20 protein-coding genes are annotated in these 21,816 nt (G+C 52.1%); 15 read left to right on the top strand and 5 right to left on the bottom strand.

The genetic code is table 11. From position 1 onward, the window contains the following. The first annotated feature begins 35 nt into the window (after nucleotides 1-35). The 10 genes from H7F20_RS13360 to H7F20_RS13315 all read left to right on the top strand — a co-directional run bounded on the left by H7F20_RS13360 (nucleotide 36) and on the right by H7F20_RS13315 (nucleotide 10,772). Entirely contained in the window at nucleotides 36-782 is a 747-nt protein-coding gene (locus H7F20_RS13360) for an SDR family NAD(P)-dependent oxidoreductase (RefSeq protein ID WP_185786669.1), read from the top strand. Nucleotides 783-856: 74 nt separating this feature from the next. Then, nucleotides 857-2,089: a glycosyltransferase family 2 protein gene (locus tag H7F20_RS13355; RefSeq protein ID WP_185786668.1), complete on the top strand. Its 1,233-nt coding sequence runs from the start codon at nucleotides 857-859 to the stop codon at nucleotides 2,087-2,089. Between the two features lie 78 nt (nucleotides 2,090-2,167). Then, nucleotides 2,168-3,442, top strand: coding sequence for a carbamoyl-phosphate-synthetase (locus H7F20_RS13350; protein WP_185786667.1), 1,275 nt, complete (start codon nucleotides 2,168-2,170; stop codon nucleotides 3,440-3,442). Between the two features lie 9 nt (nucleotides 3,443-3,451). Next, on the top strand, nucleotides 3,452-4,468 hold the full coding sequence (locus H7F20_RS13345) for a glycosyltransferase (RefSeq protein WP_185786666.1): 1,017 nt from the start codon (nucleotides 3,452-3,454) through the stop codon (nucleotides 4,466-4,468). Nucleotides 4,469-4,497: 29 nt separating this feature from the next. Continuing rightward, nucleotides 4,498-5,553, top strand: coding sequence for a peptidoglycan bridge formation glycyltransferase FemA/FemB family protein (locus tag H7F20_RS13340; RefSeq protein ID WP_185786665.1), 1,056 nt, complete (start codon nucleotides 4,498-4,500; stop codon nucleotides 5,551-5,553). Nucleotides 5,554-5,564: 11 nt separating this feature from the next. Further along, complete coding sequence (locus tag H7F20_RS13335; protein WP_185786664.1) at nucleotides 5,565-6,806, top strand: GNAT family N-acetyltransferase; 1,242 nt, start codon at nucleotides 5,565-5,567, stop codon at nucleotides 6,804-6,806. A gap of 119 nt (nucleotides 6,807-6,925) precedes the next feature. Next, nucleotides 6,926-8,002 (top strand): GNAT family N-acetyltransferase, encoded by a 1,077-nt coding sequence (locus H7F20_RS13330; protein WP_221898779.1) that lies wholly within the window; start codon nucleotides 6,926-6,928, stop codon nucleotides 8,000-8,002. An 11-nt stretch (nucleotides 8,003-8,013) separates the two neighbouring features. Then, the gene (locus H7F20_RS13325; protein WP_185786662.1) at nucleotides 8,014-9,192 is read left to right on the top strand and encodes a GNAT family N-acetyltransferase; all 1,179 of its coding nucleotides are present in this window, start codon (nucleotides 8,014-8,016) and stop codon (nucleotides 9,190-9,192) included. A gap of 166 nt (nucleotides 9,193-9,358) precedes the next feature. Then, on the top strand, nucleotides 9,359-10,384 hold the full coding sequence (locus H7F20_RS13320; RefSeq protein WP_185786661.1) for a GNAT family N-acetyltransferase: 1,026 nt from the start codon (nucleotides 9,359-9,361) through the stop codon (nucleotides 10,382-10,384). A gap of 70 nt (nucleotides 10,385-10,454) precedes the next feature. After that, nucleotides 10,455-10,772, top strand: a complete 318-nt coding sequence (locus tag H7F20_RS13315; protein WP_185786660.1) for a hypothetical protein — start codon at nucleotides 10,455-10,457, stop codon at nucleotides 10,770-10,772. Here the strand turns inward: H7F20_RS13315 and H7F20_RS13310 are convergent. Beyond that, entirely contained in the window at nucleotides 10,759-11,928 is a 1,170-nt protein-coding gene (locus H7F20_RS13310; protein WP_185786659.1) for an OmpA family protein, read from the bottom strand. The genes H7F20_RS13315 and H7F20_RS13310 overlap by 14 nt on opposite strands. 269 nt (nucleotides 11,929-12,197) lie before the next feature. Here H7F20_RS13310 and cysQ point away from each other — a divergent pair, with 269 nt between their 5' ends. Genes cysQ through H7F20_RS13285 form a run of 5 tightly spaced genes read left to right on the top strand, consistent with a single transcriptional unit; the run spans nucleotide 12,198 to nucleotide 16,196 of the window. Continuing rightward, nucleotides 12,198-13,004 carry a 3'(2'),5'-bisphosphate nucleotidase CysQ gene (gene cysQ / locus H7F20_RS13305; RefSeq protein WP_185786658.1) on the top strand — a complete coding sequence of 269 codons (807 nt, stop codon included), beginning with the start codon at nucleotides 12,198-12,200 and terminating at the stop codon, nucleotides 13,002-13,004. Next, nucleotides 13,004-13,426 (top strand): DUF2061 domain-containing protein, encoded by a 423-nt coding sequence (locus H7F20_RS13300; protein ID WP_185786657.1) that lies wholly within the window; start codon nucleotides 13,004-13,006, stop codon nucleotides 13,424-13,426. Before cysQ ends, H7F20_RS13300 begins: the two co-directional genes overlap by 1 nt. Further along, entirely contained in the window at nucleotides 13,423-14,019 is a 597-nt protein-coding gene (gene cysC, locus H7F20_RS13295; protein ID WP_185786656.1) for an adenylyl-sulfate kinase, read from the top strand. Before H7F20_RS13300 ends, cysC begins: the two co-directional genes overlap by 4 nt. Continuing rightward, entirely contained in the window at nucleotides 14,016-14,921 is a 906-nt protein-coding gene (gene cysD / locus H7F20_RS13290; protein WP_185786655.1) for a sulfate adenylyltransferase subunit CysD, read from the top strand. The genes cysC and cysD overlap by 4 nt, the downstream gene beginning before the upstream one ends. Nucleotides 14,922-14,939: 18 nt before the next feature. After that, nucleotides 14,940-16,196 carry a sulfate adenylyltransferase subunit 1 gene (locus tag H7F20_RS13285; protein WP_185786654.1) on the top strand — a complete coding sequence of 419 codons (1,257 nt, stop codon included), beginning with the start codon at nucleotides 14,940-14,942 and terminating at the stop codon, nucleotides 16,194-16,196. Nucleotide 16,197: 1 nt separating this feature from the next. On the opposite strand, the gene bshA is transcribed toward H7F20_RS13285, so the two are convergent. The 4 genes from bshA to H7F20_RS13265 form a co-directional block, all read right to left on the bottom strand. Further along, nucleotides 16,198-17,337 (bottom strand): N-acetyl-alpha-D-glucosaminyl L-malate synthase BshA, encoded by a 1,140-nt coding sequence (bshA, locus tag H7F20_RS13280; protein WP_185786653.1) that lies wholly within the window; start codon nucleotides 17,335-17,337, stop codon nucleotides 16,198-16,200. 29 nt (nucleotides 17,338-17,366) lie between these two features. Then, entirely contained in the window at nucleotides 17,367-20,279 is a 2,913-nt protein-coding gene (locus tag H7F20_RS13275; protein WP_185786652.1) for a glycoside hydrolase family 3 N-terminal domain-containing protein, read from the bottom strand. A 90-nt stretch (nucleotides 20,280-20,369) separates the two neighbouring features. Continuing rightward, the gene (locus H7F20_RS13270) at nucleotides 20,370-20,852 is read right to left on the bottom strand and encodes an ABC transporter ATPase (protein ID WP_185786651.1); all 483 of its coding nucleotides are present in this window, start codon (nucleotides 20,850-20,852) and stop codon (nucleotides 20,370-20,372) included. Nucleotides 20,853-21,018: 166 nt separating this feature from the next. Further along, a complete protein-coding gene (locus tag H7F20_RS13265; protein ID WP_185786650.1) occupies nucleotides 21,019-21,810 on the bottom strand; it encodes a (Fe-S)-binding protein in 792 nt (263 codons plus the stop codon). Nucleotides 21,811-21,816 lie beyond the last annotated feature (6 nt).

Below are 21,816 nucleotides of genomic sequence, written 5' to 3'. Positions count from 1 at the left end.
GGTCCGGTATTTCGGACCAGTCATCTTGGGTAACCATGAAAACAGTAATGATATTAGGCGGAGCCAGGGGTGTCGGAAAAGCGATACTCCATTCCTGTATTCAAAAAGGGTACAATGTCTCCTTTTGTGGCAGGAGTCCCGACGTGGGGAACGAAATTATCCGATCCTACGGATTGAAGGATACCCTCTATTATCATCCGATCGACCTGAACAATACCGGGGAGGTCCGGAATTTTTACGCGGAAACGATCAAGCGTTTTCAAAAGGTCGACGCCCTGGTGCTCTATGCAGGGATCACACCGGTTGCCTCCATCCTGGATACAGATGAGGAGACGTATGACCAGGTGTTCAATATCAACCTCAAGGCACCGTTTTTCCTGTTGAAACACGTTTTGAAATCCATGATGGAGGCCCGGTCCGGGTCCATCGTGTTTTTCGGATCGGCCCACATGGATTACGGCGAGGTAAACAGGGCACCTTATGCGCTGACCAAAAGCACCCTTTATACCCTTTCCAACCATATTGCACATCACTATGCCAAATACGGTATCAGATCCAATTATGTGGTAATGGGCTGGACAAATACGGAGGGAGAACTCGCGCTGAGGGCCGGCGAAGGAATGAGCGAGGAGGAATTGGCTGAGAAGGCCGGAGCCATCATCCCCATGGGTCGGATGCTGAATAGCCAGGACCCTGTCCCGGCGGTAATGTACTTAATTGCTGACGAGTCCCGGATGACGACCGGATCGCTGATCAGAATAACCGGCGGGGAATATATTTGAAGCTGTTTCCCTTCCCACCATCCTGATTTGCCGGCTATTAGTGGATAAACAAAATATTATTAAAACTGAATCTGTTGAGTACTGTCAAAATAAGTGTGATCGTCCCCATTTATCAGATTGAAAAGTATTTGCCAAAATGCATCGATAGCCTTTTGAGCCAGTCCTTTAAAGACTTTGAGTTACTACTTGTCAATGACGGCAGCCGGGATAGCTGCCCCCGGATTTGCGATGATTACGCAAAAAGGGACGCTCGGGTCCGCGTTGTCCACAAAGAGAATGGCGGACTGGTGAGTGCCCGGAAAGAAGGCCTGAGGCAGGCAAGCGGCAAGTATATTTCATTCGTCGACGGCGATGATTGGGTGGATAACTATTACCTCGATATTTTATATAAACTCGCGGAGTCCAATGCCGCCGACCTGGTGGTAACCGGGCATTTCCGGGAATTCAACGGCAAAATTGAAACAATCAAACCGAAAGCCGCGGGAGTTTATGAGAAGGGGGACATCGAGGCTTCAATCCTTCCCAAAGCTATATACGACGGGCGGTTTTGCGAGCATGGGATCTCTACCTACGTATGGAATAAGCTTTTTAAGCGGGAATTGCTCATTAGAACGCTATTTGATGTTCCCAATGACATTGTCATGGGAGAAGATGCGGCGATTACCTATTCGTACCTGGCCCTTACCAAAAAACTCGTGGTAAGCCGCATACCCCTCTATTATTACAGGCAAAGACACGATTCAATTGTTAAATCGATCGAGAACCCCCAAACCGAATACTACCGGTTGGGCCTGTTGATGCATTTTTTGAAATCAAAGCTCCAAGGGGCGCTCAATGAGGATAACCTGAACGAGCAAATCAGGTATTACCTCTACTCCCAGATTTTGGTGCGTTCGGGTGGGTTAATTTACGATAATGAGGATAACCTGGTTTTCAACCCCTTTTTAAATACAGGGGCCCATTCCAAGGTAATCGTATATAGTTCGGGGTCCTTCGGACAGCACATATTATCTACCAACAATAAGAATCACTTTTTTGAGATTATCAAATGGATAGATCTTGATTTCCACCATTTGAATGTAGGTGGGATTTACGTCCAACCCATCAGTTCTGTGAGGAATGACCAATTTGATCAATTGATAATTGCTACCATCAACCCTTCTAATTACGAGGCGATCCGGACGGAATTAAGCATGATGGGAATCGACCGGGAAAAGATTGTGAAAATTACCACAGACGAAAAGGAAATTACCGGACTGCTTCATAGGTTGGGCTTTGATGAAGAATTTAAATTCAGGGCTGATTAACCCGAAAGAATAACACAGCCAAAGGTTTTGGAAATTATACCTGCGACAGGTCCATTACCTTAAACTAAAAAAACCTACATGAAAAAAATTATGATCCTTGGCGGAAATCCGGAAACAGCGGTCCTTGTGAATACTTCGTTGTCCATGGGTTTACATACGATCGTTGTGGATATGGGCCATGGCTCGCCGGCAAAGAAACACGCATCGGAAAGCTATGACATCAATGTCTTCAATGTCGATGAAATTGTGGCTTTGGCGAAAAAGCTTCGCGTGGATGCGGTGCTGGTCGGGGTTGCCGACATACTGGTCAAGCCCTACCGCGAAATCTGCCAACGCCTGGACCTGCCCTGCTATGTTACCGAAAAGGCCGTTGAGGCCTTCTGCAGCAAGGATGGGTTTAAAAAATACTGCAGTGAATACGACATACAGGATATCCCGGGAATCTACCTCGGAAGGGATTCGGAAATTATCAAACCTTCCGATGTTGATTATCCCCTTATGATCAAACCGGTGGACAGCGGAGGCGGTGTGGGAATGAAAATTTGCTGGGACGACCAGGACTACCGGGAATCCGTGAAAACGGCCCTGAAGTTTTCCAAAAAAGGAGTGGTCCTCGTTGAAAAATACATGGATTGCGATGACATGGCCGCCTATTATACGTTCAGGAAGGGGGTTCCCTATATTTCCGCCCTTTCGGACAGGTTCACCACTAAAAAGCAGGGGGACTCCAGCCCGGTATGCATCGGGGCCGTTTATCCCTCCAAATACACGGATTTGTTTGTCCGGACCGTACATCCGAAATTATGCGAACTCTTTAAGGGTCTGAATATCCGTGACGGCGTCCTGAATATTCAGTTTTTTGTAGAAGACGACGTTATCTATGCCTACGACCCGGGATTCAGGTTGCAGGGGGAAGCGCCGGATTTCCATATGGCCCGCATCAATGGGTTTGACCATCGTAAAATGCTGCTGGACTATGCCTTTACTGGCGAATTGGGAGACGAGGATTTTGCTGAAAAAAACGATTACCTCTTCGAGGGTAAAAAGGCTTGTACGATCTGGGTCCTGCTCAAAAGCGGGGAGATTGGCTCTATCCGGGGCCTGGATGCCATTGAGGGGCACGAAAACGTCCATTTTGTACTGCAGCGGTTCGAAGTTGGCGATAGCGTCGAGGAGGATTGGCTGGGGACAGAAAAACAAGTATTCGCAAGGATCTACCTGGTAGCCGACTCCATTGGGGAAGTAAACCAACTTATCGGTTCTTTCGGAAACCTGCTTAAAATTGAGGATAATGAAGGGGAAGACATGATACTTGAATGGCTCCAACCCCTCGATGAAAGAGATTACAAATAATAACCTGACATGAAATTAAGTATTGTAATTCCCTTATATAACAAGGAAAAATATATTGGGCGTTGCCTGAAAAGCCTTATGGCCCAGGACCTGCCAGCCAACGAGTACGAAGTGGTTGTCGTGGATGACGGATCGAAGGATGCCGGTGCTTCCATCGCCAGGGAATTTGCAGAAACACACCAGAATATAAGGTTCTTCACCCAGAAAAATGCAGGCCCCAGTGCGGCCCGGAACAAAGGCCTGGATGCTGCGACAGGCGACTATGTCTATTTCCTGGACGCCGATGATTTTCTCGCCCCGGATGTTTTAAAGGGCCTGCTTCAGGTAGCAGAACAAAACAAACTGGAAATCCTCGAATTCAATACCTGCGAAATAAGGGAGGGCGAACAGGCCGATTCCTTGAAATCCACAAAGCAGGATCCCCACGTACAGGTTGTGGACGGGATCTCCTACATTGCAGAATACGGTTTCCGGAATGAAGCCTGGCGATACATTATACACCATGGATTCCTGAAAGAAAACGGGATCCGTTTCATCGAAGGCACCTTATATGAAGATGTTATATTCACCGCCAGCCTATTCCTGAAGGCCAGAAGGATTGCCAAAGCAGAAATGGATATCCACAGGTATGTCACCGTGGCCGATTCCATTGTGACCAGCAGGGATGCAGCCCATAACCTGAGATTCATCCACGGGATGGTCTATGCCATTGAAAGGATCCATGAACTGATCAAAAACATGGACCCCTCGCATGGCAAGTATCAAAAAGCAGTGGAAAAACTCAAAGCAAGGCAGCAGGCCTTTGTTTTTGCCCTATTAATTAGGACCCTTAAGTATCGCCTCCTCAACAGGGAAGAACTGAAATCCATATTGGGCAAAATGAATGAATTGAAATCCTATCCCATAGATCCCGAGATAGGAATCGGACACGGCAGTGCCATCCACAACAAACTATTTGTGCCCATGTTCAACAACAAGACTGTCCTGTATACGGGCTTAAGTCTGAGAAGGTTATTACCCTCATAGTACGATGAAGAAAAACTGGAATCGATTGAATGATTGAAATCATCGAGCATAGAGAAAAATGGAACAAGCTCATTGAAGCCTGTAGCTGTGCTGATTTTTATCACACCTATGACTACCATGAATTGGATATAAAAGAGGGCGAAAAGGCCGTTCTACTGCACTTCCGGGAGGGGGAGCTATCGGTACTTCTTCCCCTAATCCTCCGGAAAATTTCAGGGACCCCCTACTCTGACGCCACCTCGGTATACGGATATCCGGGTCCGCTGACAATCAATTGCAAAGAGGGTTCCAATCTGAATTCCTTTCAAGAGGCACTCAATACATATTTCAACGATCAGAAATTGGTCAGTGTCTTTTCAAGGTTGAACCCGTTTATTCCTTACCAGGAATTGTTGCTTCAGGGGTTTGGAGAAATAATATCACCGGGAGCAGTGGTAAATATCGATTTAACGAGGACAGAGGAAAAGCAGGTCAAGGCCTATCACCGGCGGCTCAGGACCTACATCAATTCACTCCGAAAGGCCTACACCATCAACAAGACACCCCGACCTAAGAGAATTGACCATTTCATTGATATTTACTACGAAAACATGCGTCGCGTAGGGGCCATGGACAGATATTTTTTCGAGCGGGATTACTTTTACAGGCTCATGGAAAGCCCATCCTTCGATTCCACCCTGCTTTCGGCCGAGGACCCGGAAACCGGAGAAATGGTGGCAGGTGCCCTTTTTATACAGAAAAATGAAATCGTCCAGTACCATTTATCAGGGGTCCAGGAAGGCCACCTGAAATTGAATCCCGTAAAATTGCTGATCGATGAGATGCGGATAAAAGCCCACGCCGAAGGATACCGCTATTTTAACCTGGGAGGGGGCGTAGCCAACAGGAAGGATTCGCTTTTGGAATTTAAAAAGGGATACTCGGATGACATCCGTCCTTTCAAAGTGTGGAGGCATATAGTCGATAAGGAGGTCTATGCCAAACTAGTGCAGGAAAAACACGGGGGTTCCTGCATTCACCTGCCCGGGAGCTGCCAGAATTTCTTTCCGTGTTACCGCTGCGAGACCTCAAAGCTTGGACGCTAGTTCAGATGCTCATGGAGGAAAATCCTTTTACATCCGGCTGTTTTACCGAAACCTGGCTAAGGCATTTTGCACCTGCCAGACCAGTACGCTCCCCCCAGTGGATCAGCCCGCTGCATTTCACCCGGCATCGTTTCCTGCCTGTATTCGAAAATCTGGGGAGGACCCTTACCAAGGGACTGGTTTACAGCACACACCCACGGGAAAAAGAAGACAGCGACGTCTATATTGTCTACGATGTTCTCCCAAACAGGGAGATCCCGAAGGATTTCCTGTCGGAAGGCCTGCATCGGTTTCGCGTTCCCCAGTACCCCGGCTACCTCATCAACCTGGAGGGATTCATCTCCCTGGAGGATTTCCTGCAAAAGCAATTCAGCAAAAGCAGCCGCTACAAGCTGAAGAAGTACCGCAAACGACTGGAATCGAGCTTCCAAATCAGATACAAGATGTTTCGGGGGCGTACCGAACGGGCCACCTACGATGAAATCTTCCGGCATTTTTACCGCCTGCTGGAAAGGCGGTTTGAAGACAAGCGAATCAGCAACAACAACCTGCAGGCCCGGGAATGGACCTTTTACCAGGATGTTGCCTTCCCGATGCTGCAGGATGGATCAGCCGGTTTATTCGTGGTCTATGCCCACGATGAACCCATCGCCATAACCCTTAATTATTTCGGGGATTCCGTGGTGTTCGACGCCATCACTGTTTTTGATATTGACTATGCCAAATTCCACCCCGGGTCCGTTTCCATCATGGGGTTGATTGATTGGTGCCTGGCAAACGGGATGGAGACCCTGGATTTTTCGAAGGGTGAATTTGAGTACAAAAAACACTGGGCTACTCAGGAATACCGGTTTTATTACGACATATTTTACAACCCGCGCTCCCTATGGAGCAGGATCCGGGCCCAGGTGGCCAGAGACTATTTTGATATGAAACAGCGCCTGAGGGATAAGCGCCTGAATGAAACGCTCCACCGGTGGACCTATAGGCTGAAGGCCCGCAAAACGAGTGACCAAAAACCCGCGGGTTTTGATTTGCTTCTGGTTGCCGAGCATGTCATTCCTGATAAAGAGAGACGGGTTGAACCCGGCTCCGCATTGTATTCGCAGTTGCGGACGGGCGTCTTCGAGTTCCTGTACCTGAACAATGAGGCGCTGGCGGATGTGGACATTCACATATTGGATGGAGCAGCAGGCGAATACCTACTATCCGGAAAGCAAAGCCAGGCCCGGCTGATCATAACACCTTCCTGATGATACCCAAGGTCCGGACATACCCATTTGTATTCAATTTTATCCAAACCCGGAAAATTTACCCATTCTACGATCGCGTTGTGAACCCTTCATCCGGGGAGTCTTTTGGTCGCGAATCCATGGAAGCTGAACCCAAAATGGAAAATGCCATCCACCTTGTGCGTTACATCCCCCCCTTTCTGAAGCCGGAATGTACGCCGGAATCAGGCAGGTGTTTGAACCATGTTTCCTTCAGGCAATTCCGTGGTTACCTCGCAAATCTCGGGGCATACGCATCCCTGGATGCATATCTGAAGGCGCAGCTGTCCTCCAAAAGGAGGAATAATATCCGGCGGTACATACGCAGGCTTGAGGGGTGTTTCCAGGTTACCTACGTCACCTACCGGGGTCAGATGGACCGGGAACTTTACGACCGGTTGATAAACAGGATGAAAGAATTCCTGTACAGAAGGTTTCGCCAGCGCGGGGACGACAACGAGATGCTCAGGAACTGGGAATTCATAGAGCGCACCTCTTACGACCTGATAAAAAGGGATCAGGCCAGCCTGTTTGTCGTGTACCGGGATCAGGAACCCATCGGAATATCGCTGAACTACCTCGTCGGAAGGATATTTCTCAATGCAATCGGATCCTTTGACATCGATTTTAATATCTTCCGGCTTGGACAAGTACAAATATACAAGCAGATTGAATGGTGTTTTGAAGAAGGTATGCAGATGTTCGATTTAGGCGTAGGCGACCTCGATTACAAACTGCAATGGTGCGATGTAACCTACCCTTTTGAACACCGGGTGCATTATCGGGGAAACAACTTCTTACAGGTCCTAATGGCACGCGTCCTCGTCGGATTTCTTCGATTCAAGGAATACCTAAAGCGTAAAAACCTGCACCGGCTTTACCACTTACTTCGTAAAGGCAGGCCAGGTGCAACACCGGATGCTGGAAGTACTGCGGAGACCCTGTACGAAACCCTGGCCCTACCTAAGTCCGGTAATGTTACAGGCAGCCCACTTAAATTAGGTGAAGAAACGAATCGATTCCTGCGAAAACCGGTTTACGACTTCCTGTATTTGAACCAGGTGCCGGCGGGATCCGTTTCTGTTTTCAGGATGCATGGTCCTGAGGAATACCTGATCCGCGGAAAAGCCAAGGCTCAGGCTATTCGGATCACCCAAAAATCAAATACCTCCCGATGAAACCCGTACTCATGCGAACCCGTAACCTGATAACGGACCTGTATAGACAGAGGCGGATACCATCCGGTGTAGGGAAAATCAGTTTACGGGGCCAGAACAGCCGGCAGTTGGAACCGCTTTGGTCGAGTGGAAGTATCGATGACGAAAAAACAAAAGGTGTATTTTCTATTTGCCTCATCCCTGCCTACCTGGACCTGCAGCCCCACCAGGACATGGGCCTGTCCATCCGGACTGGAAAACAAACCAACTTCGGTTATGCTATTGAACTGGGGGACAAATTTAATCCCGAAACCTACCTCAGGGAACAATTGAGGGGAAACTACCGGAATCTCCGGAAAAGGATTTCGCGACTGGAAAGTTGTTTTGATATCCGGTATGAATTGTTTTACGGGGACATCGGGCAGCAGGAATACGATCAACTCATGGAGCAATTATATAAAATGATTTCCATTCGCTTCGGAGAACGCAGACAAAGGCATGATATGATCGCCGATTGGGAGCAGATTCTTTCTGAATCCCTGGAGAAGATCCGGAAGGGCCATGCATCGCTCTTTGTGATCCGGGCCGGCGGCAAACCCATCGACATATCGCTCAATTACCACTTTGGTCGCATCCTCTACGGTGGGCTCTCTTCCTATGACACAAACTTTTCCAAATTTGGCCTGGGGGCCATTGAAAAAACAAAGCTGCTGGAGTGGTGTGCGGATAACGGGTACCGGTTCATGGATTTCGGGTACGGCGACCTCCCCTATAAAAAGGAATGGGGCAATTTGGTGTACCGTTTCAAGTATCTGGTGGGTTTTGATGCGGGGAACCCATTTGTATCCCTTGTTGGACATGCAGAATACAGCCGGCTTCGTTTTCGGGAATTTCTCAAATCACTCGGGGTCAACCGGGTCCTGCGCAACCTGAAAAACCGGGTGCGCCCGGGGCTTCCGGTTGACTCATCCTACAGCGAAATGGCCGCCTATTCGCGGGAGTCGGTTGAGGTACCGGTAGTGCTTTCCGGCCTTCGGGAGATCAATCCCGAGGATTATCCCGGGTTTCCCCTGGAACGTGCGGTTAATGACTTTGTTTATACCACTACGGAACACCGCTCGGGTATCCGGTTATTTGAATTTTCGGGGGAACCGAATACCTTTTTAACTTTAGGGCAACGGCATGCCGAAAAGGTGCGCTTTGACCCCTAATTTTCTACCTTGTGGTAACTAAAGCTCCGATGAGCCCATGCACCAGACCAATTTTTATTATAACTTGTTCGTGCGCAGGACCCTACCCCGCGTATGCAGCTCTTTGGAGCTTCCGCGGTGCAGCAGGGAAATCCCGGACTTCTGTACCCTTCCCCAAACCGATCCAATGCATTCCCTCGCCTTGCAATATGTACCTGACTATTTCCGGGTGGAAATAACGGATGACCCCGACTATCTCCGGGATCAGGTATTCCGCACCAAAGGATACTGCCTGGAACTCGGCGATCTGGGATCGGCAGAAAACTACCTTAAAGAGAATTTCAAACCCAATTTCAGGACCTCTCTCAGGCGCAGAATAAAGGGGCTGGAGGCCTGTTTCAATGTAACATACCAGATGTATTGCGGCCCAATGGACCCAGGGGTATACAATTCCCTGATGGATTCCCTGCACCAGATGATCGTGCGGAGGTTCAACCAGCGGAACGACCGCCACATGGCCCTTCAGAACTGGGAGGCATACCGGGATTCCGCCTATGACTTGATTTGTGAGCAGAATGCCTCCCTTTTTGTCATATACGACGACCAAACACCTATACAGATTGCCCTGAATTTTCATGTCGGACCGGTTTTGTTCCTGTCGATACCTTCCTACGATATCGATTATGCCCGCTTCGGCCTCGGGAACATTGCCATCTATAAAATCCTCGAGTGGTGTTACGAACACGAATTTTGCCTGCTGGATATGGGTTTCGGGGCTTTCGATTATAAGTTGAAATGGTGCAACGGCAGCTATAGCTTCCATCACAGCTACTTTTACCGAAAATCCTCCCCACGCGCCTGGCTCGGTGTTCAATTCGCAAAAACCAGGACCAGGTTAATCAATTACCTGCTGCGCCGGCGGTTGAATATCGCCTACCACCGGGTCCGGGATTGGCTATTCGGAAGTTCGGAATCCGACTTGCGGGAATTCCTTGAAATTCCGGGGTCCCTCTCACCCGAAAAAATGGTTGGCAGCCCTTTGGTAGATCCCTGGGGGGACCCGGCAGTCGCCTTCCTGAAGAAACCGGCAATCGATTTCCTTTACACACAACGGGAACACAAGTCCAATTTGATGATATATGAAGTGGCGGCAGGTAAGCGCTATGGGTTAAGAGGCTCGGGTTCCGAGGCCTTGATTGAACTTCAGGATTGAGGGATTCGGGATTATTCCGCCTGGGGTGCGCAGCAAAAACAATTCCCGGGGTTTCTCCCCTACATGTTCCATGGACCTGGTTTTCCGTTTATTCCTTGAAAGTAAATTTCCGATAGCAGTTACCATCCAGGATAAAGTTATCCGAAAGCTGGAGGGTTTTGTGGTCTCCGTCCAGACTATTGCGCCGCTGATCGAAATACTATCTTCGACGATATTAATGGCACCCCTCTTTAAAGCAATAATTAAGAGTACTTATTACTCTTTTCGAAAACAACCGCCTTTCCCATTTCTAGATGCAGCGCAAAAATTGGCAGTCCAACGCCACTATGCATCACAAATTCTGGATTTTTCCCTGCCTGTATGGGATACTGAGGCTAGTCCTGAATGACGCTGAAGTGTTCCCGTCGGTTCTCCCGGTGCTGTGCCTCCGAGCAACGCACCCCGTCCGTGCAGCCATTCACTATAAGGGTTTCCCCGTGGCCGATGGCCCGGATTCGGTCAGGGCTGAGCCCCTGCTCGATCAGGAACTGCCTGGCGCTTTCCGCACGGCGTTCTGAAAGCCCCTGGTTATAGGATTCCGGACCCCTTGCATCCGTATGGGCTTCGATCCGTACCCGTATATCCCCGTGCTCCTTCATTATGCCGGACAATTGCTGTAGGGTAGCCTTGGAAGCATCGTTCAGGAAATACGAATCAAAAGCGAAATAGATGTTCCCCAGGGATTCCACGCTTCGGGCAACCGCCTCCTGCTGCCGGGCCGCTTCTTCCTGCCGCGCCATTTCGGCTGCTGCCAAAAGCGCGGCTTCTTTTTCCCGTTCAAGGCGTTCCGCTATTTCACGGGCTTCCTCTTCCGCTCGCCTTGCAGCTTCCAGGGAATCTGCTACCCGTTGCTGTTCGGCGAGAAGCGCTAGCTTTTCCTCGCCCCTTTTATTGAGTTCTTTCTCCACGCCAAACCGGAAGGCAACACCCGCCCCGTGTTGGATATGGTTGGAGGCTTCATTGCCAAAGGACCATTTCCCGCTGGAACTCAGGTCAACCCCCCAGTGTTCTGAAAACCAGATGCGGAAACCGATCACGGCGTTATATGTACCCCGTGGCAGGTTATTCGAGTCTGTGTAGCCGATTCCTACCCCCACATATGGGTCAAAAAACCCGGTTTCGCCTACCAGTTTGTTCAGGTCATAACTCAATCGTGAATCCACCGCCCAATAAGGGATGTCATCCGCAATGGTTATCCCATCGATCATATTGCCTGCTTTGTAGCGGTTATAAGTACCGATAAGTTCCAGGCCCAGACCACTCCGGAAATAGCGCCCGAAATTGATCCGTGACGGGAAGGGCACCATATTCCACTGGTCCCTCATGGTCGTAAAATCATTGAAGGCATCGCCGGAGTCATCGACGATGTTGATGCCGATACCGGCCAGCCAGTAACTGGTCACCATGCTGTCGCGGGCGGTTAATTCGGGGATGCTGTCCTGTGAAAAGGCAGCGGTTGGAAGTGTGAGGGCCAACAGGCCCAGCAGGCAGGTACAATATTTCATAATTCTCGATTCAGGATACCTCAAAATTAGAGGGGATTTCTGACAAAGAACCAGGCAGTCTTTGAAATACACCGATTATCGTTCATTGTCTCTTGATACGTGAAGCAGGTCGAAAAGTGCCGATTTAAAAAATCCGCCGGCATCGATTTTCCGTAAATTTTATCGGTGAGTGAACTTACGGCATGGGTTTACTCTGTTTAAGGCACTAATTGCTTAATTTGCGGAGTCAGAGCTCGTACTCCGACCATTACCCATTAAATTACCTGACCATGCAAAATAAACCCTCCTACCAAACTGCCATTGAGGCTGCCATCGAGGCGGGCAAGGCCATCCTGGAGATCTATAATGCCTCAGAGACCATTGAGGTGACCACGAAGTCGGACGATTCCCCTCTAACGGCTGCCGACCAGGCCTCCAATGCGGTGATCAATTCCTATCTGAAGGATACCGGTATCCCCATAATCAGCGAGGAAAACAAGCAAACGGATTATGCTGTGCGCAAGGAGTGGGGAAAATGCTGGATCGTGGACCCGCTGGACGGAACCAAGGAGTTCATCAAAAAAAATGGGGAGTTCACCGTGAATATCGCCCTTTGCGAAGAAGGAAGTCCTATTTTCGGCGTCATTTACGTTCCGGTGTCCCGGGAATTGTTTTACGGGGATACCGCAATGGGAATGGCTTTTAAATCCGTGCTCGACAAGGCACACCATTTGCCAAAATCCCTGTTTGACGCTTCGGACCGGATTACCCCATCAGGAAAGGACCTTGAAACCCTCCGGGTGGTAGGAAGCCGCTCCCATATGAACGCGGAAACCGAAGCCTATATCAACTCGATGAAGAAACAATTCAACCATATCGAAATTGTCTCTAAAGGTAGTTCACTGAAATTTTGCCTGGTGGCGGAGGGCCTGGCAGACGTCTATCCGCGGTATGCGCCGACGATGGAATGGGATACAGCCGCGGGAAGCGCCATTGCCGAAGCTGCCGGGCTGCAGGTAATTGCCCAGGACACCAGTCAGCCGCTGAAATACAATAAGGAAAACCTGTTGAACCCGCATTTTCTCGTTTGCAAGTAATGGCAGATACCAGCCGGAAAAGACACATTGCCAAAACGATCACCTGGCGCCTGGTCGGGACCGTGGATACCATCCTGATTTCCTGGGTCATCACGGGAAACCCGATGACCGGCCTCAAGATTGGGGTGGTTGAAGTGGTGACAAAAATGGTGCTCTACTATTTTCACGAGCGCCTCTGGTTCCGGGTTTCCATGCCGGAAAGCCGGAAGCGGCACCTTTTAAAGACGGTATCCTGGCGGATGATCGGTACGCTGGATACCATGATCCTCGCCTGGATCATTTCGGGCAACCCGCTCACAGGCGTCAAGATCGGCCTGGTGGAGATCGTCACAAAAATGGCCTTGTACTACCTGCACGAGCGGGCCTGGTATCGCACCAATTACGGCCTTCGGGACCGAAGAAACCAAAAGGAACTCGGATGAGCGAAAATATCACACCCCATACGTTCAAAATCACCCGGAAGGAACGGCGGGAGGCCAACGGGCACAATTCCCTGCTGATTTTCTTTACGGGGCTTTCAGGTTCCGGGAAGTCCACACTGGCCAATGGCCTGGAACAGCGGCTTTTTGAAGATGGGTACAAAACCTATGTGCTGGACGGTGACAATGTCCGGACCGGTTTAAACAAGAACCTCGGTTTCAGCCCGGAAGACCGCTCGGAAAACATCCGCCGGATCGGGGAGCTGGCCAAGCTGTTTATCGACTCGGGAACCGTGGTCCTGGCCGCTTTTGTAGCCCCCTATGCATCCGACCGCCAGGCGATCCGTGAATTGGTAGGTAGCGAAAATTACATTGAGGTATTTGTAAACACCAGCCTGGCCGTTTGCGAAGAACGCGATGTCAAAGGACTCTACGCCATGGCGCGCAAAGGGGAAATCAAAAACATGACCGGGGTCTCCGCCCCTTATGAAGCCCCGGAAAACCCCGATGTGGAAGTCAGCCATAAAATGGGGATAGAAGATTCGGTGACTTATATTTACACCCGCATTAAAAACCAATTAAGACTCAAGCAATGAGTAAATATTACCTGAATTACCTGGATGAATTGGAATCCGAAGCCATTTTCGTGCTTCGGGAGGTCTGGGCCCAGTTCCAGAACCCGGTGATCCTGTTTTCCGGAGGCAAGGATTCGATCGTGATCACCCACCTCGCCAAAAAGGCCTTCTACCCGGCCAAAATCCCCTTTGCACTGATGCACGTGGATACGGGCCATAATTTTCCGGAGACGATCCAGTTCCGGGACGATTTGATAGAAGCGTTGGGGGTCCGCCTGATTGTCGGTTCCGTGCAGGAATCCATCGACGAGGGACGCGTGGCCGAGGAAAAAGGCAAGAACGCCACCCGGAATGCCCTGCAGATCACGACCCTGCTGGACGCCATCGAGTCCAACAAGGTGGATTGCGCCATCGGCGGCGGTCGTCGCGACGAGGAGAAGGCCCGGGCCAAGGAGCGCTTTTTCTCCCACCGGGACGATTTCGGGCAATGGGACCCGAAAAACCAGCGCCCGGAACTCTGGAACCTTTTCAATGGAAAGCATTTTGAAGGGGAGCACTTCCGCGTATTCCCCATCAGCAACTGGACTGAAATGGATGTCTGGAACTATATCCTCAGGGAAAACATCCAGATTCCCTCCCTCTACTTTGCCCATGAACGGGAGGTAATCCTGCGCAACAATTCCTGGATCCCCAACAGCGAATTCTTGAAGCTGGACGAGCGGGAAGAGATCGTCACCAAAAAAATCCGTTTCCGGACCCTGGGAGATATCACCATTACCGGGGGAATCGAATCGGACGCGGACACCCTGGAGAAAATTGTGCAGGAAGTATCCGCCATGCGGCAGACTGAACGGGGCAACCGGGCCGACGACAAGCGGTCGGAAACCGCCATGGAAGACCGGAAAAAGCAGGGGTATTTTTAAAAATTAGAATTAGAAGGCATGCAAATAGACAATAATCAACTCCTGCGATTTACCACGGCAGGCAGTGTGGACGACGGGAAAAGCACGCTCATAGGGCGGCTGTTATACGATTCAAAGTCCATCTTTGAGGACCAGCTCGAGGCGGTGGAATCCACCAGCAAGCAGAAAGGGCATGTGGGCGTGGACCTGGCTCTCTTTACCGATGGCCTCAGGGACGAACGGGAACAGGGTATTACCATCGATGTCGCCTACCGGTACTTTACCACGCCGAAGCGGAAATTCATCATCGCGGATACGCCCGGGCATATTCAGTATACGCGCAACATGGTCACCGGGGCCTCCACGGCGAACGCGGCCATCATCCTGGTGGATGCCCGCCATGGGGTAATCGAACAGACCAAGCGCCACGCGTTTATCGCCTCCCTGCTGCACATACCCCACGTAATCGTGTGTATCAACAAGATGGACCTTGTGGACTATTCGGAGGAGGTGTATCAAAACATCACCGGGCAGTTTGAGGATTTTTCCTCCAAAATGCTCATCCCGGATATCCGATTTATCCCGATCAGCGCCCTGCTGGGGGACAATGTGGTGAACCGGTCCGAAAACATGGACTGGTACCAGGGGGCGCCCCTGCTCCACACCCTGGAGACCATGCACATCAGCAGCGATATCAACAAGGTGGATTCCCGGTTCCCGGTGCAAACCGTGCTGCGTCCGCAGAGCAAGGAATTCGTGGATTACCGCGGGTATGCGGGAAGGATCTCCAGCGGTGTTTTCCGGGTCGGGGATGAGATTGCCGTTTTGCCCTCAGGTTTTACTTCCCGCATCAAGGGCATTGACGGGCCGGCCGGGGCCGTGGAGGAAGCATTTGCCCCCATGTCCGTGTCCATTACCCTGGAAGACGACATCGATATCAGCCGGGGGGATATGATCGTGCGGGCGAACAACCAACCGGAAGCCGCCCAGGATATCGAGGTGATGCTGTGCTGGCTGAACGACAAACCCGCCAGGCCTCGGGCAAAATACACCATCATGCATACCTCCAACGAGCAGAAGGCCATGATCCGGGAGGTAATCTACAAGATCGATATCGAAACCCTTAACCGGAAAACCGAGGATACGCAGATGTGCATGAATGATATCTGCAAGGTGAAGATCCGCACCACCAAACCGCTGATGCAGGACCCTTACCGGGAAAACCGGTATACCGGAAGCATCATCCTGATCGACGACAACACGAATGAAACCGTCGCCGCGGGGATGATTGTCTGATTCAGGCCTTCTTCAGCCGGCTTTTATAGGCCATCTCGTAGACCTCCTCGTACATGGGGAGGATGTTGTGGATGTCGAAATTACAGGCGAGGTCGTAGGCGCGGTTTTTGAAGGCTTGCAGGGTCTGGTCGTCCTTCAGGATTTTCAGCGTGTTCCGCACCATGTCATCCACGTCCCCCACATCGCTCAGGTAACCGGATACCCCGTCCTTGTTGAGTTCCGGGATCCCGCCGGCATTGGTGGATATCACCGCGGTCCGCGTGATCATCGCCTCCAGGGCGGCAAGCCCGAAGCTCTCCTTTTCCGAGGGGAGCAGGAAGATATCCGAGAAACAAAGGATGTGTTCCACCTCATTGCTGTTCCCAAGGAATAGCACCTTGTCTTCCAGGCCCAGTTTTTCGGCGAGGATTTCCGCCCCTTCCTTCTCGGGGCCCTCCCCTACCATGATAAGTTTGGCGGGTACCTGTTTCTGTACCTCGCTAAAGACTTTTACCACATCCTGCACCCGTTTGACCTTACGGAAGTTGCTGACGTGGGTCAGGATCCGTTCCTCCGGGCTTGCCATGAGGCTCCGGTGGCAGTTCTCCGGGGTCCGGTTATACTTGGTTTTATCGATGAAGTTCGGGATCACATGGATGTCCTTCTTGATGTCAAAAATCTCCAGGGTGTCCTGTTTCAGGCTTTCGGATACGGAGGTCACGACATCCGACTGGTTGATGCTGAACTGCACGGCGGGCTTGTAGAACGGGTGGTTCCCGAGGAGCGTGATATCCGTTCCGTGGAGCGTGGTCACCATCGGGACATAAATCCCCTCCTCCTCCAGCATTTTCTTGGTCATATAGCCTGCATAGGCGTGTGGGATCGCGTAGTGCACGTGAAGCAGTTCAATGCCGTAGGACTTGATGGTTTCCACCAGTTTGCTGGACAGGGCCAGCTCATAAGGCTGGTAATGGAATAAGGGGTATTCCGGCACATGTACCTCGTGAAAGTGGATGTTGGGGTTCAGTAACTCAAGGCGCACCGGCTGGCTGTAGGTGACAAAATGGATCTCGTGACCCCTCCGGGCAAGCGCAATCCCCAGTTCGGTGGCTACGACGCCGCTTCCCCCGAAGGTGGGATAACAAACAATGGCTATCTTCATAGTAACAAAACTACACCTAAAATCCCATCCTAATTTATAACGGAATCATAAATAGCCTGCTGTATACGGGTCCGCAGGCCGGAGCGTATCAGCAAGGTGTTTGAGGAGGCGGGATATGTGCGGTTCGAGAGGAAGACATAGAGGATGCCGCTTTCCGGATCTGCCCAGGTATAGGTGCCCGTAAAGCCGCTGTGGCCAAAACTGCGGCGGGATACACAGCCGCAGGTCGGCCCTTTTTCTTCGAGCTGGGGCTTGTCAAAACCGACTCCCCTGCGGACATCGTTGTTGCAGAAATAGCATTTGTTGAATTTTTCGACCGTGCGATCCTCCAGGAACCGTGTGCCCCCGTAATAGCCCCCCTGCAGGTACATCTGCATTACCTTGGCCACATCGTTGGCATTGCTGAACAGGCCCGCATGGCCCCCCACTCCGTTCTGCATGGCCGCCCCCATATCGTGCACGTAACCCTGTATGGTCTGGTACCGGTAGTAATTGTCCTCTTCGGTGGGCACGATATCGGAACGGTCAAATCGCTCGAGCGGGTTGAACAGCATATGGCCGGCACCCAGGGGCGCGTACAGGAACTCATTGGCAATGGCATCCAGCCGCCGCCCGTACTGGCGTTCAATGTATTTCTTAAAAACATAATAAGCCACATCGCTGTACCGGTACCGGTTGGATTTGAGCTCCTGCCGGCCGATCCGGTTGTAAATGGAATCCGAATACGCATTGGTCAGGTAGAGGCTTTCGGCCACCTTGATGCTAAATCCTTCCTGGGGGGAATTCCGGTAGAAATTCCTCGAGGGCCTCCTGTCCTTGTCCAGGGTATCCAGGTAAAATGCAATCCAGGAGGGCAGCCGCCCGTAATGGCTTAGCGCCTTGAGCACTGTCACATCCTTCAGTTCCGTGTCTGCGTACTCCGGCAACAGTTCCGCAAAGGTCGTATTGAGCCGGATTCCTCCGGATTCCTCCATTTCCATCAATACAGGCAGGGTGGACAGGATTTTGGTGAGGGAGGCCAGATCGTAGAGGTCGGTCAGCCGCACCTCCCGGTCCCCTTCGTAGGTGTGCTTGCCATAGGCCTTGTGAAAGACCACCTGGCCATTGCGGGCAATAAGGACCTGGGCACCCGGGAACATCAGGGAGTCGAGACCATCCCGCACCAGCGTATCCACCTGTGCAAGCCTTGCCCGGTCCAGCCCTACCCGCTCGGGCACGCTGTACCCGAGACGCCCCAGGGCCGTGAGGTCCAGGCCGCTACCCGCTGGAAATTCCGGGTGGGCAGTCACCGGCAGGCGGCCCCTGGCGGGAAAGGCGCCAAATAGCAGTTCCGCCGCCGTCTGCTGGGCAATCTCACTGTTCTGGTAGGCCATTACCAGGCCATCCAGGCCCTCGTAACTGGGGACATCCCCAAGGAGGTAGGGCCTTGCAAAAACAACAGCCACCGAATTCGACGTCCGCAGGTCCCCGATTTCCTGCAGCCATTTTACTTCCGCCGGACTCAGCTCGTGTTTCTTCCAGGGGGAGTCGTTCGATTTATGTATGCCCAGGATGACCAGGTTGTAATCGGCAAGCCGGGATTTAAGCTCCTCGAGGTCGGTACCCCCCACTTCGTCCACTTCCGCATACAGCCTGAGCCGGTCCAGAAAGACGTGGTGCGGGGCATCCCCGAGTTTTACATAGGCGATTTTCTTGTTTTCCAGGTTGCGGATCCCGAGGATGGAAACCTTGTTCTTAAGCACGGTGATCGCTGCCTCCATGGCTTTTTCATAGGCCAGGTCATCCTCCGGGGTATTCAGGTCTTCAGCCAGGTTGGTTTCATCCACCGGTTGCAGCTGGTGTAGTCCCGCCTTGTATTTGGCCATGAGGATCCTGCGGACGGACCGCTCGAGGCGGTCCGGGGTGATAACCCCCGTGTGGTATGCCTCCAGGAAGGCCACAATATCCGCCTCCAGGTTCTCGGGAAGGAGCAGCATATCATTGCCTGCAAGGAAAGCGGCCAGGGAGGTGTTTACAACCCCTGCATAACCGGAGACGCCTTTCATATTCAGGGCATCTGTAAAGACCAGCCCCTCAAAGCCCATTTCCCCCCTGAGGATATCTTCGATCACCCGCGGAGAAAGGGAGGTGGGCAACTCTGCCGATCCGGTCAGGGCCGGGACATTCAGGTGGGCAACCATCACCGAAGGCAACCCGGCGTCGATCAGGGAGGCATACGGGGCCATTTCCACGCTGTCCAGGCGGGGCCGGTCGTAGGGAAGCTGCGGCAGCGCCTTGTGGGAGTCGACCGCCGTATCCCCGTGGCCCGGAAAATGCTTCCCGCTGGTAAGGATCCCGGCCCGGTGCATGCCATGCATCAGGTACCGCGCCTGACGGGCGACCCGGCCCGGGTCCTCCCCGAAGGACCGGTTGCCGATGATGGGGTTTTGCGGGTTGGTGTTGATATCCGCGACCGGGGCAAAATTGATGTGAACGCCCAGGCGGGCGGCATGGGTTCCGATCCGGTATCCCACGGCCTCGATCAGGGCAGAATCCCGTATGGCCCCCAGGGTGGCGTTCCAGGGAAATGCGTAGGTGGAATCCAGGCGCATGGCCAATCCCCATTCCGCATCCATGGCAACCAGCAGGGGCGTCCTGGAAGCCGCCTGGAAATCATTGGTCATCCGCGCCTGCCTGACGGGGCCTCCCAGGCTGAAAATTACCCCTCCTATATGGTGGTCTTTGATCTGTTCAAGAACCTGGTCCCGGACAACCGGGCCCTGGGAAGAGGCTACCATCACCATAAACAGCTGGCCGATACGCTCTTCCAGGCTCATTCCGTTATATTGGGCTTCTACCCATTGCGCCTGGGCAGCGCTGTCTGCCGCCACAAGCGGGTGGGTCTGGGCGTGAATTTTGGTGAGAATAAGGCTAAACAGGAGTAAAACAGCTGTCAATCGCATATTCGAGGTCCTCAATTATTAGGGCCGGGTCCGGGTCGGGCCGGTACCCGTGTTTTCGCTTCGGTGGGTTCCGGTCATTCCTGTGTGCTTTCAGAAAAACCGGCTGTGCCAGCTTTCCGAGGCCGGGACTTCCCAGTCATTTTCAAATTCTTGCTTATTGGTTACCAAATTGTTGAAAACAATCGTCTTGGCCGAAACGGCCTTGTTTTTAGCCATTTTACGGAAATCCGCCAGGGGTTTGTACGCGATGAATTCCCCCTGCCGGTAGGTGACGTTCATCCGGTCCAGCAATTCCACCCCAAAGGTTTTTTCCAGGTGCTGGATAAAATGGACCGAGGCGTCAATGGAACAGCCTGAGGCAGCACCTGAGTCCTGGTCCAGGCCGATGGCGATAAAGCGGTTGTAGGGCATCCGGTATCCGGCCTTCAAATCCGCGCCGTGGGCGGTCCATGCGGTCAGGAACCGTTCGAGTTCCTGCTCCACATTTCTGGTTTCCTCTTCGGTAAAGGGACGGCTGGATTGATATACCCACATGCGGGCGTGGTCCGGCAATTCGTCAAAGGGTACTAACATGGCTCTCTATCATTTCGTTCACTTTAATAGCTTTCTCTTTCACCGGGATTGCCAGCGCCTTGATGGCATTTGTCCCGGGGCTGTGTGCTGGCAACTTCCTTCTTCCGACTTCCTGCATTCCGGCTTATGGATGCTGCTTGCATTCCGGCTTATGGAAGCTGCCTGCCTAAAGATCCGCAGCCTGTGCCAGCAGTTCGGCAAGGTCCAGCACCCGGGTCTGTTGTTCTTTTTCCTTCCCCTTAACGCCGTCGCTAAGCATGGTATTGCAGAACGGGCAGGCCGCAGCGATGACTTCAGGCTCTGTGTCAAGCGCCTGTTCGGTGCGCTCGATATTGATGTCCTTATCACCCTTTTCCGGCTCCTTGAACATCTGGGCTCCCCCGGCACCGCAGCACAATCCCTTTTGCCTGCAACTCTTCATTTCGACCAGTTCGGCATCCAACTTCCGGATGAGTTCCCTGGGGGCCTCATAGATGCCGTTGGCACGCCCCAGGTAGCAGGGGTCGTGGTAGGTAATGCGCTTCCCCCGGAAGGTCCCGCCCTCGAGTTTGATCCGGCCCGCCTTGAGCAGTTCTTGCAGGAATTTAGTGTGGTGTACCACCTTGTACGTTCCGCCAAGGCCCGGATATTCGTTCTTGAGGGTGTTAAAGCAATGCGGGCAGGTAGTGACGATGGTCTCCACCCCGTACCCGTTGAGTACCTGGATATTGGTCGCAGCCTGCATCTGGAACAGGAATTCGTTGCCTGCCCGTTTGGCGGGGTCCCCGGTACAACTCTCTTCCGTGCCCAGGACCGCAAAGGCCACCCCGGCCTGCTGCAGCAGCTTTACGAAGGCCTTGGTGATTTTCTTGGCCCGGTCGTCAAAACTGCCTGCACAGCCCACCCAGAAAAGCACCTCGGGTTTTTCCCCCCGGGCTGTCATCTCGGCCAGCGTGGGTATATCTGCCTTATTCTCCATCTCGCT

The organism is Robiginitalea sp. SC105 (assembly GCF_014243345.1).
Lineage (GTDB): Bacteria > Bacteroidota > Bacteroidia > Flavobacteriales > Flavobacteriaceae > Robiginitalea.
Note: the sequence above shows the minus strand (reverse complement) of the source record. Positions and strands in the feature narration are given on the sequence as shown.

Coding starts and splice junctions, on each gene's coding strand:
- H7F20_RS13360 (WP_185786669.1), top strand. CDS start 36: ATGAAAACAGTAATGATATTAGGCGGAGCCAGGGGTGTCGGAAAAGCG.
- H7F20_RS13350 (WP_185786667.1), top strand. CDS start 2,168: ATGAAAAAAATTATGATCCTTGGCGGAAATCCGGAAACAGCGGTCCTT.
- H7F20_RS13345 (WP_185786666.1), top strand. CDS start 3,452: ATGAAATTAAGTATTGTAATTCCCTTATATAACAAGGAAAAATATATT.
- H7F20_RS13340 (WP_185786665.1), top strand. CDS start 4,498: ATGATTGAAATCATCGAGCATAGAGAAAAATGGAACAAGCTCATTGAA.
- H7F20_RS13335 (WP_185786664.1), top strand. CDS start 5,565: ATGGAGGAAAATCCTTTTACATCCGGCTGTTTTACCGAAACCTGGCTA.
- H7F20_RS13330 (WP_221898779.1), top strand. CDS start 6,926: ATGGAAGCTGAACCCAAAATGGAAAATGCCATCCACCTTGTGCGTTAC.
- H7F20_RS13325 (WP_185786662.1), top strand. CDS start 8,014: ATGCGAACCCGTAACCTGATAACGGACCTGTATAGACAGAGGCGGATA.
- H7F20_RS13320 (WP_185786661.1), top strand. CDS start 9,359: ATGCATTCCCTCGCCTTGCAATATGTACCTGACTATTTCCGGGTGGAA.
- H7F20_RS13315 (WP_185786660.1), top strand. CDS start 10,455: ATGGACCTGGTTTTCCGTTTATTCCTTGAAAGTAAATTTCCGATAGCA.
- H7F20_RS13310 (WP_185786659.1), bottom strand. CDS start 11,928: ATGAAATATTGTACCTGCCTGCTGGGCCTGTTGGCCCTCACACTTCCA.
- cysQ (WP_185786658.1), top strand. CDS start 12,198: ATGCAAAATAAACCCTCCTACCAAACTGCCATTGAGGCTGCCATCGAG.
- H7F20_RS13300 (WP_185786657.1), top strand. CDS start 13,004: ATGGCAGATACCAGCCGGAAAAGACACATTGCCAAAACGATCACCTGG.
- cysC (WP_185786656.1), top strand. CDS start 13,423: ATGAGCGAAAATATCACACCCCATACGTTCAAAATCACCCGGAAGGAA.
- cysD (WP_185786655.1), top strand. CDS start 14,016: ATGAGTAAATATTACCTGAATTACCTGGATGAATTGGAATCCGAAGCC.
- H7F20_RS13285 (WP_185786654.1), top strand. CDS start 14,940: ATGCAAATAGACAATAATCAACTCCTGCGATTTACCACGGCAGGCAGT.
- bshA (WP_185786653.1), bottom strand. CDS start 17,337: ATGAAGATAGCCATTGTTTGTTATCCCACCTTCGGGGGAAGCGGCGTC.
- H7F20_RS13275 (WP_185786652.1), bottom strand. CDS start 20,279: ATGCGATTGACAGCTGTTTTACTCCTGTTTAGCCTTATTCTCACCAAA.
- H7F20_RS13270 (WP_185786651.1), bottom strand. CDS start 20,852: ATGTTAGTACCCTTTGACGAATTGCCGGACCACGCCCGCATGTGGGTA.
- H7F20_RS13265 (WP_185786650.1), bottom strand. CDS start 21,810: ATGGAGAATAAGGCAGATATACCCACGCTGGCCGAGATGACAGCCCGG.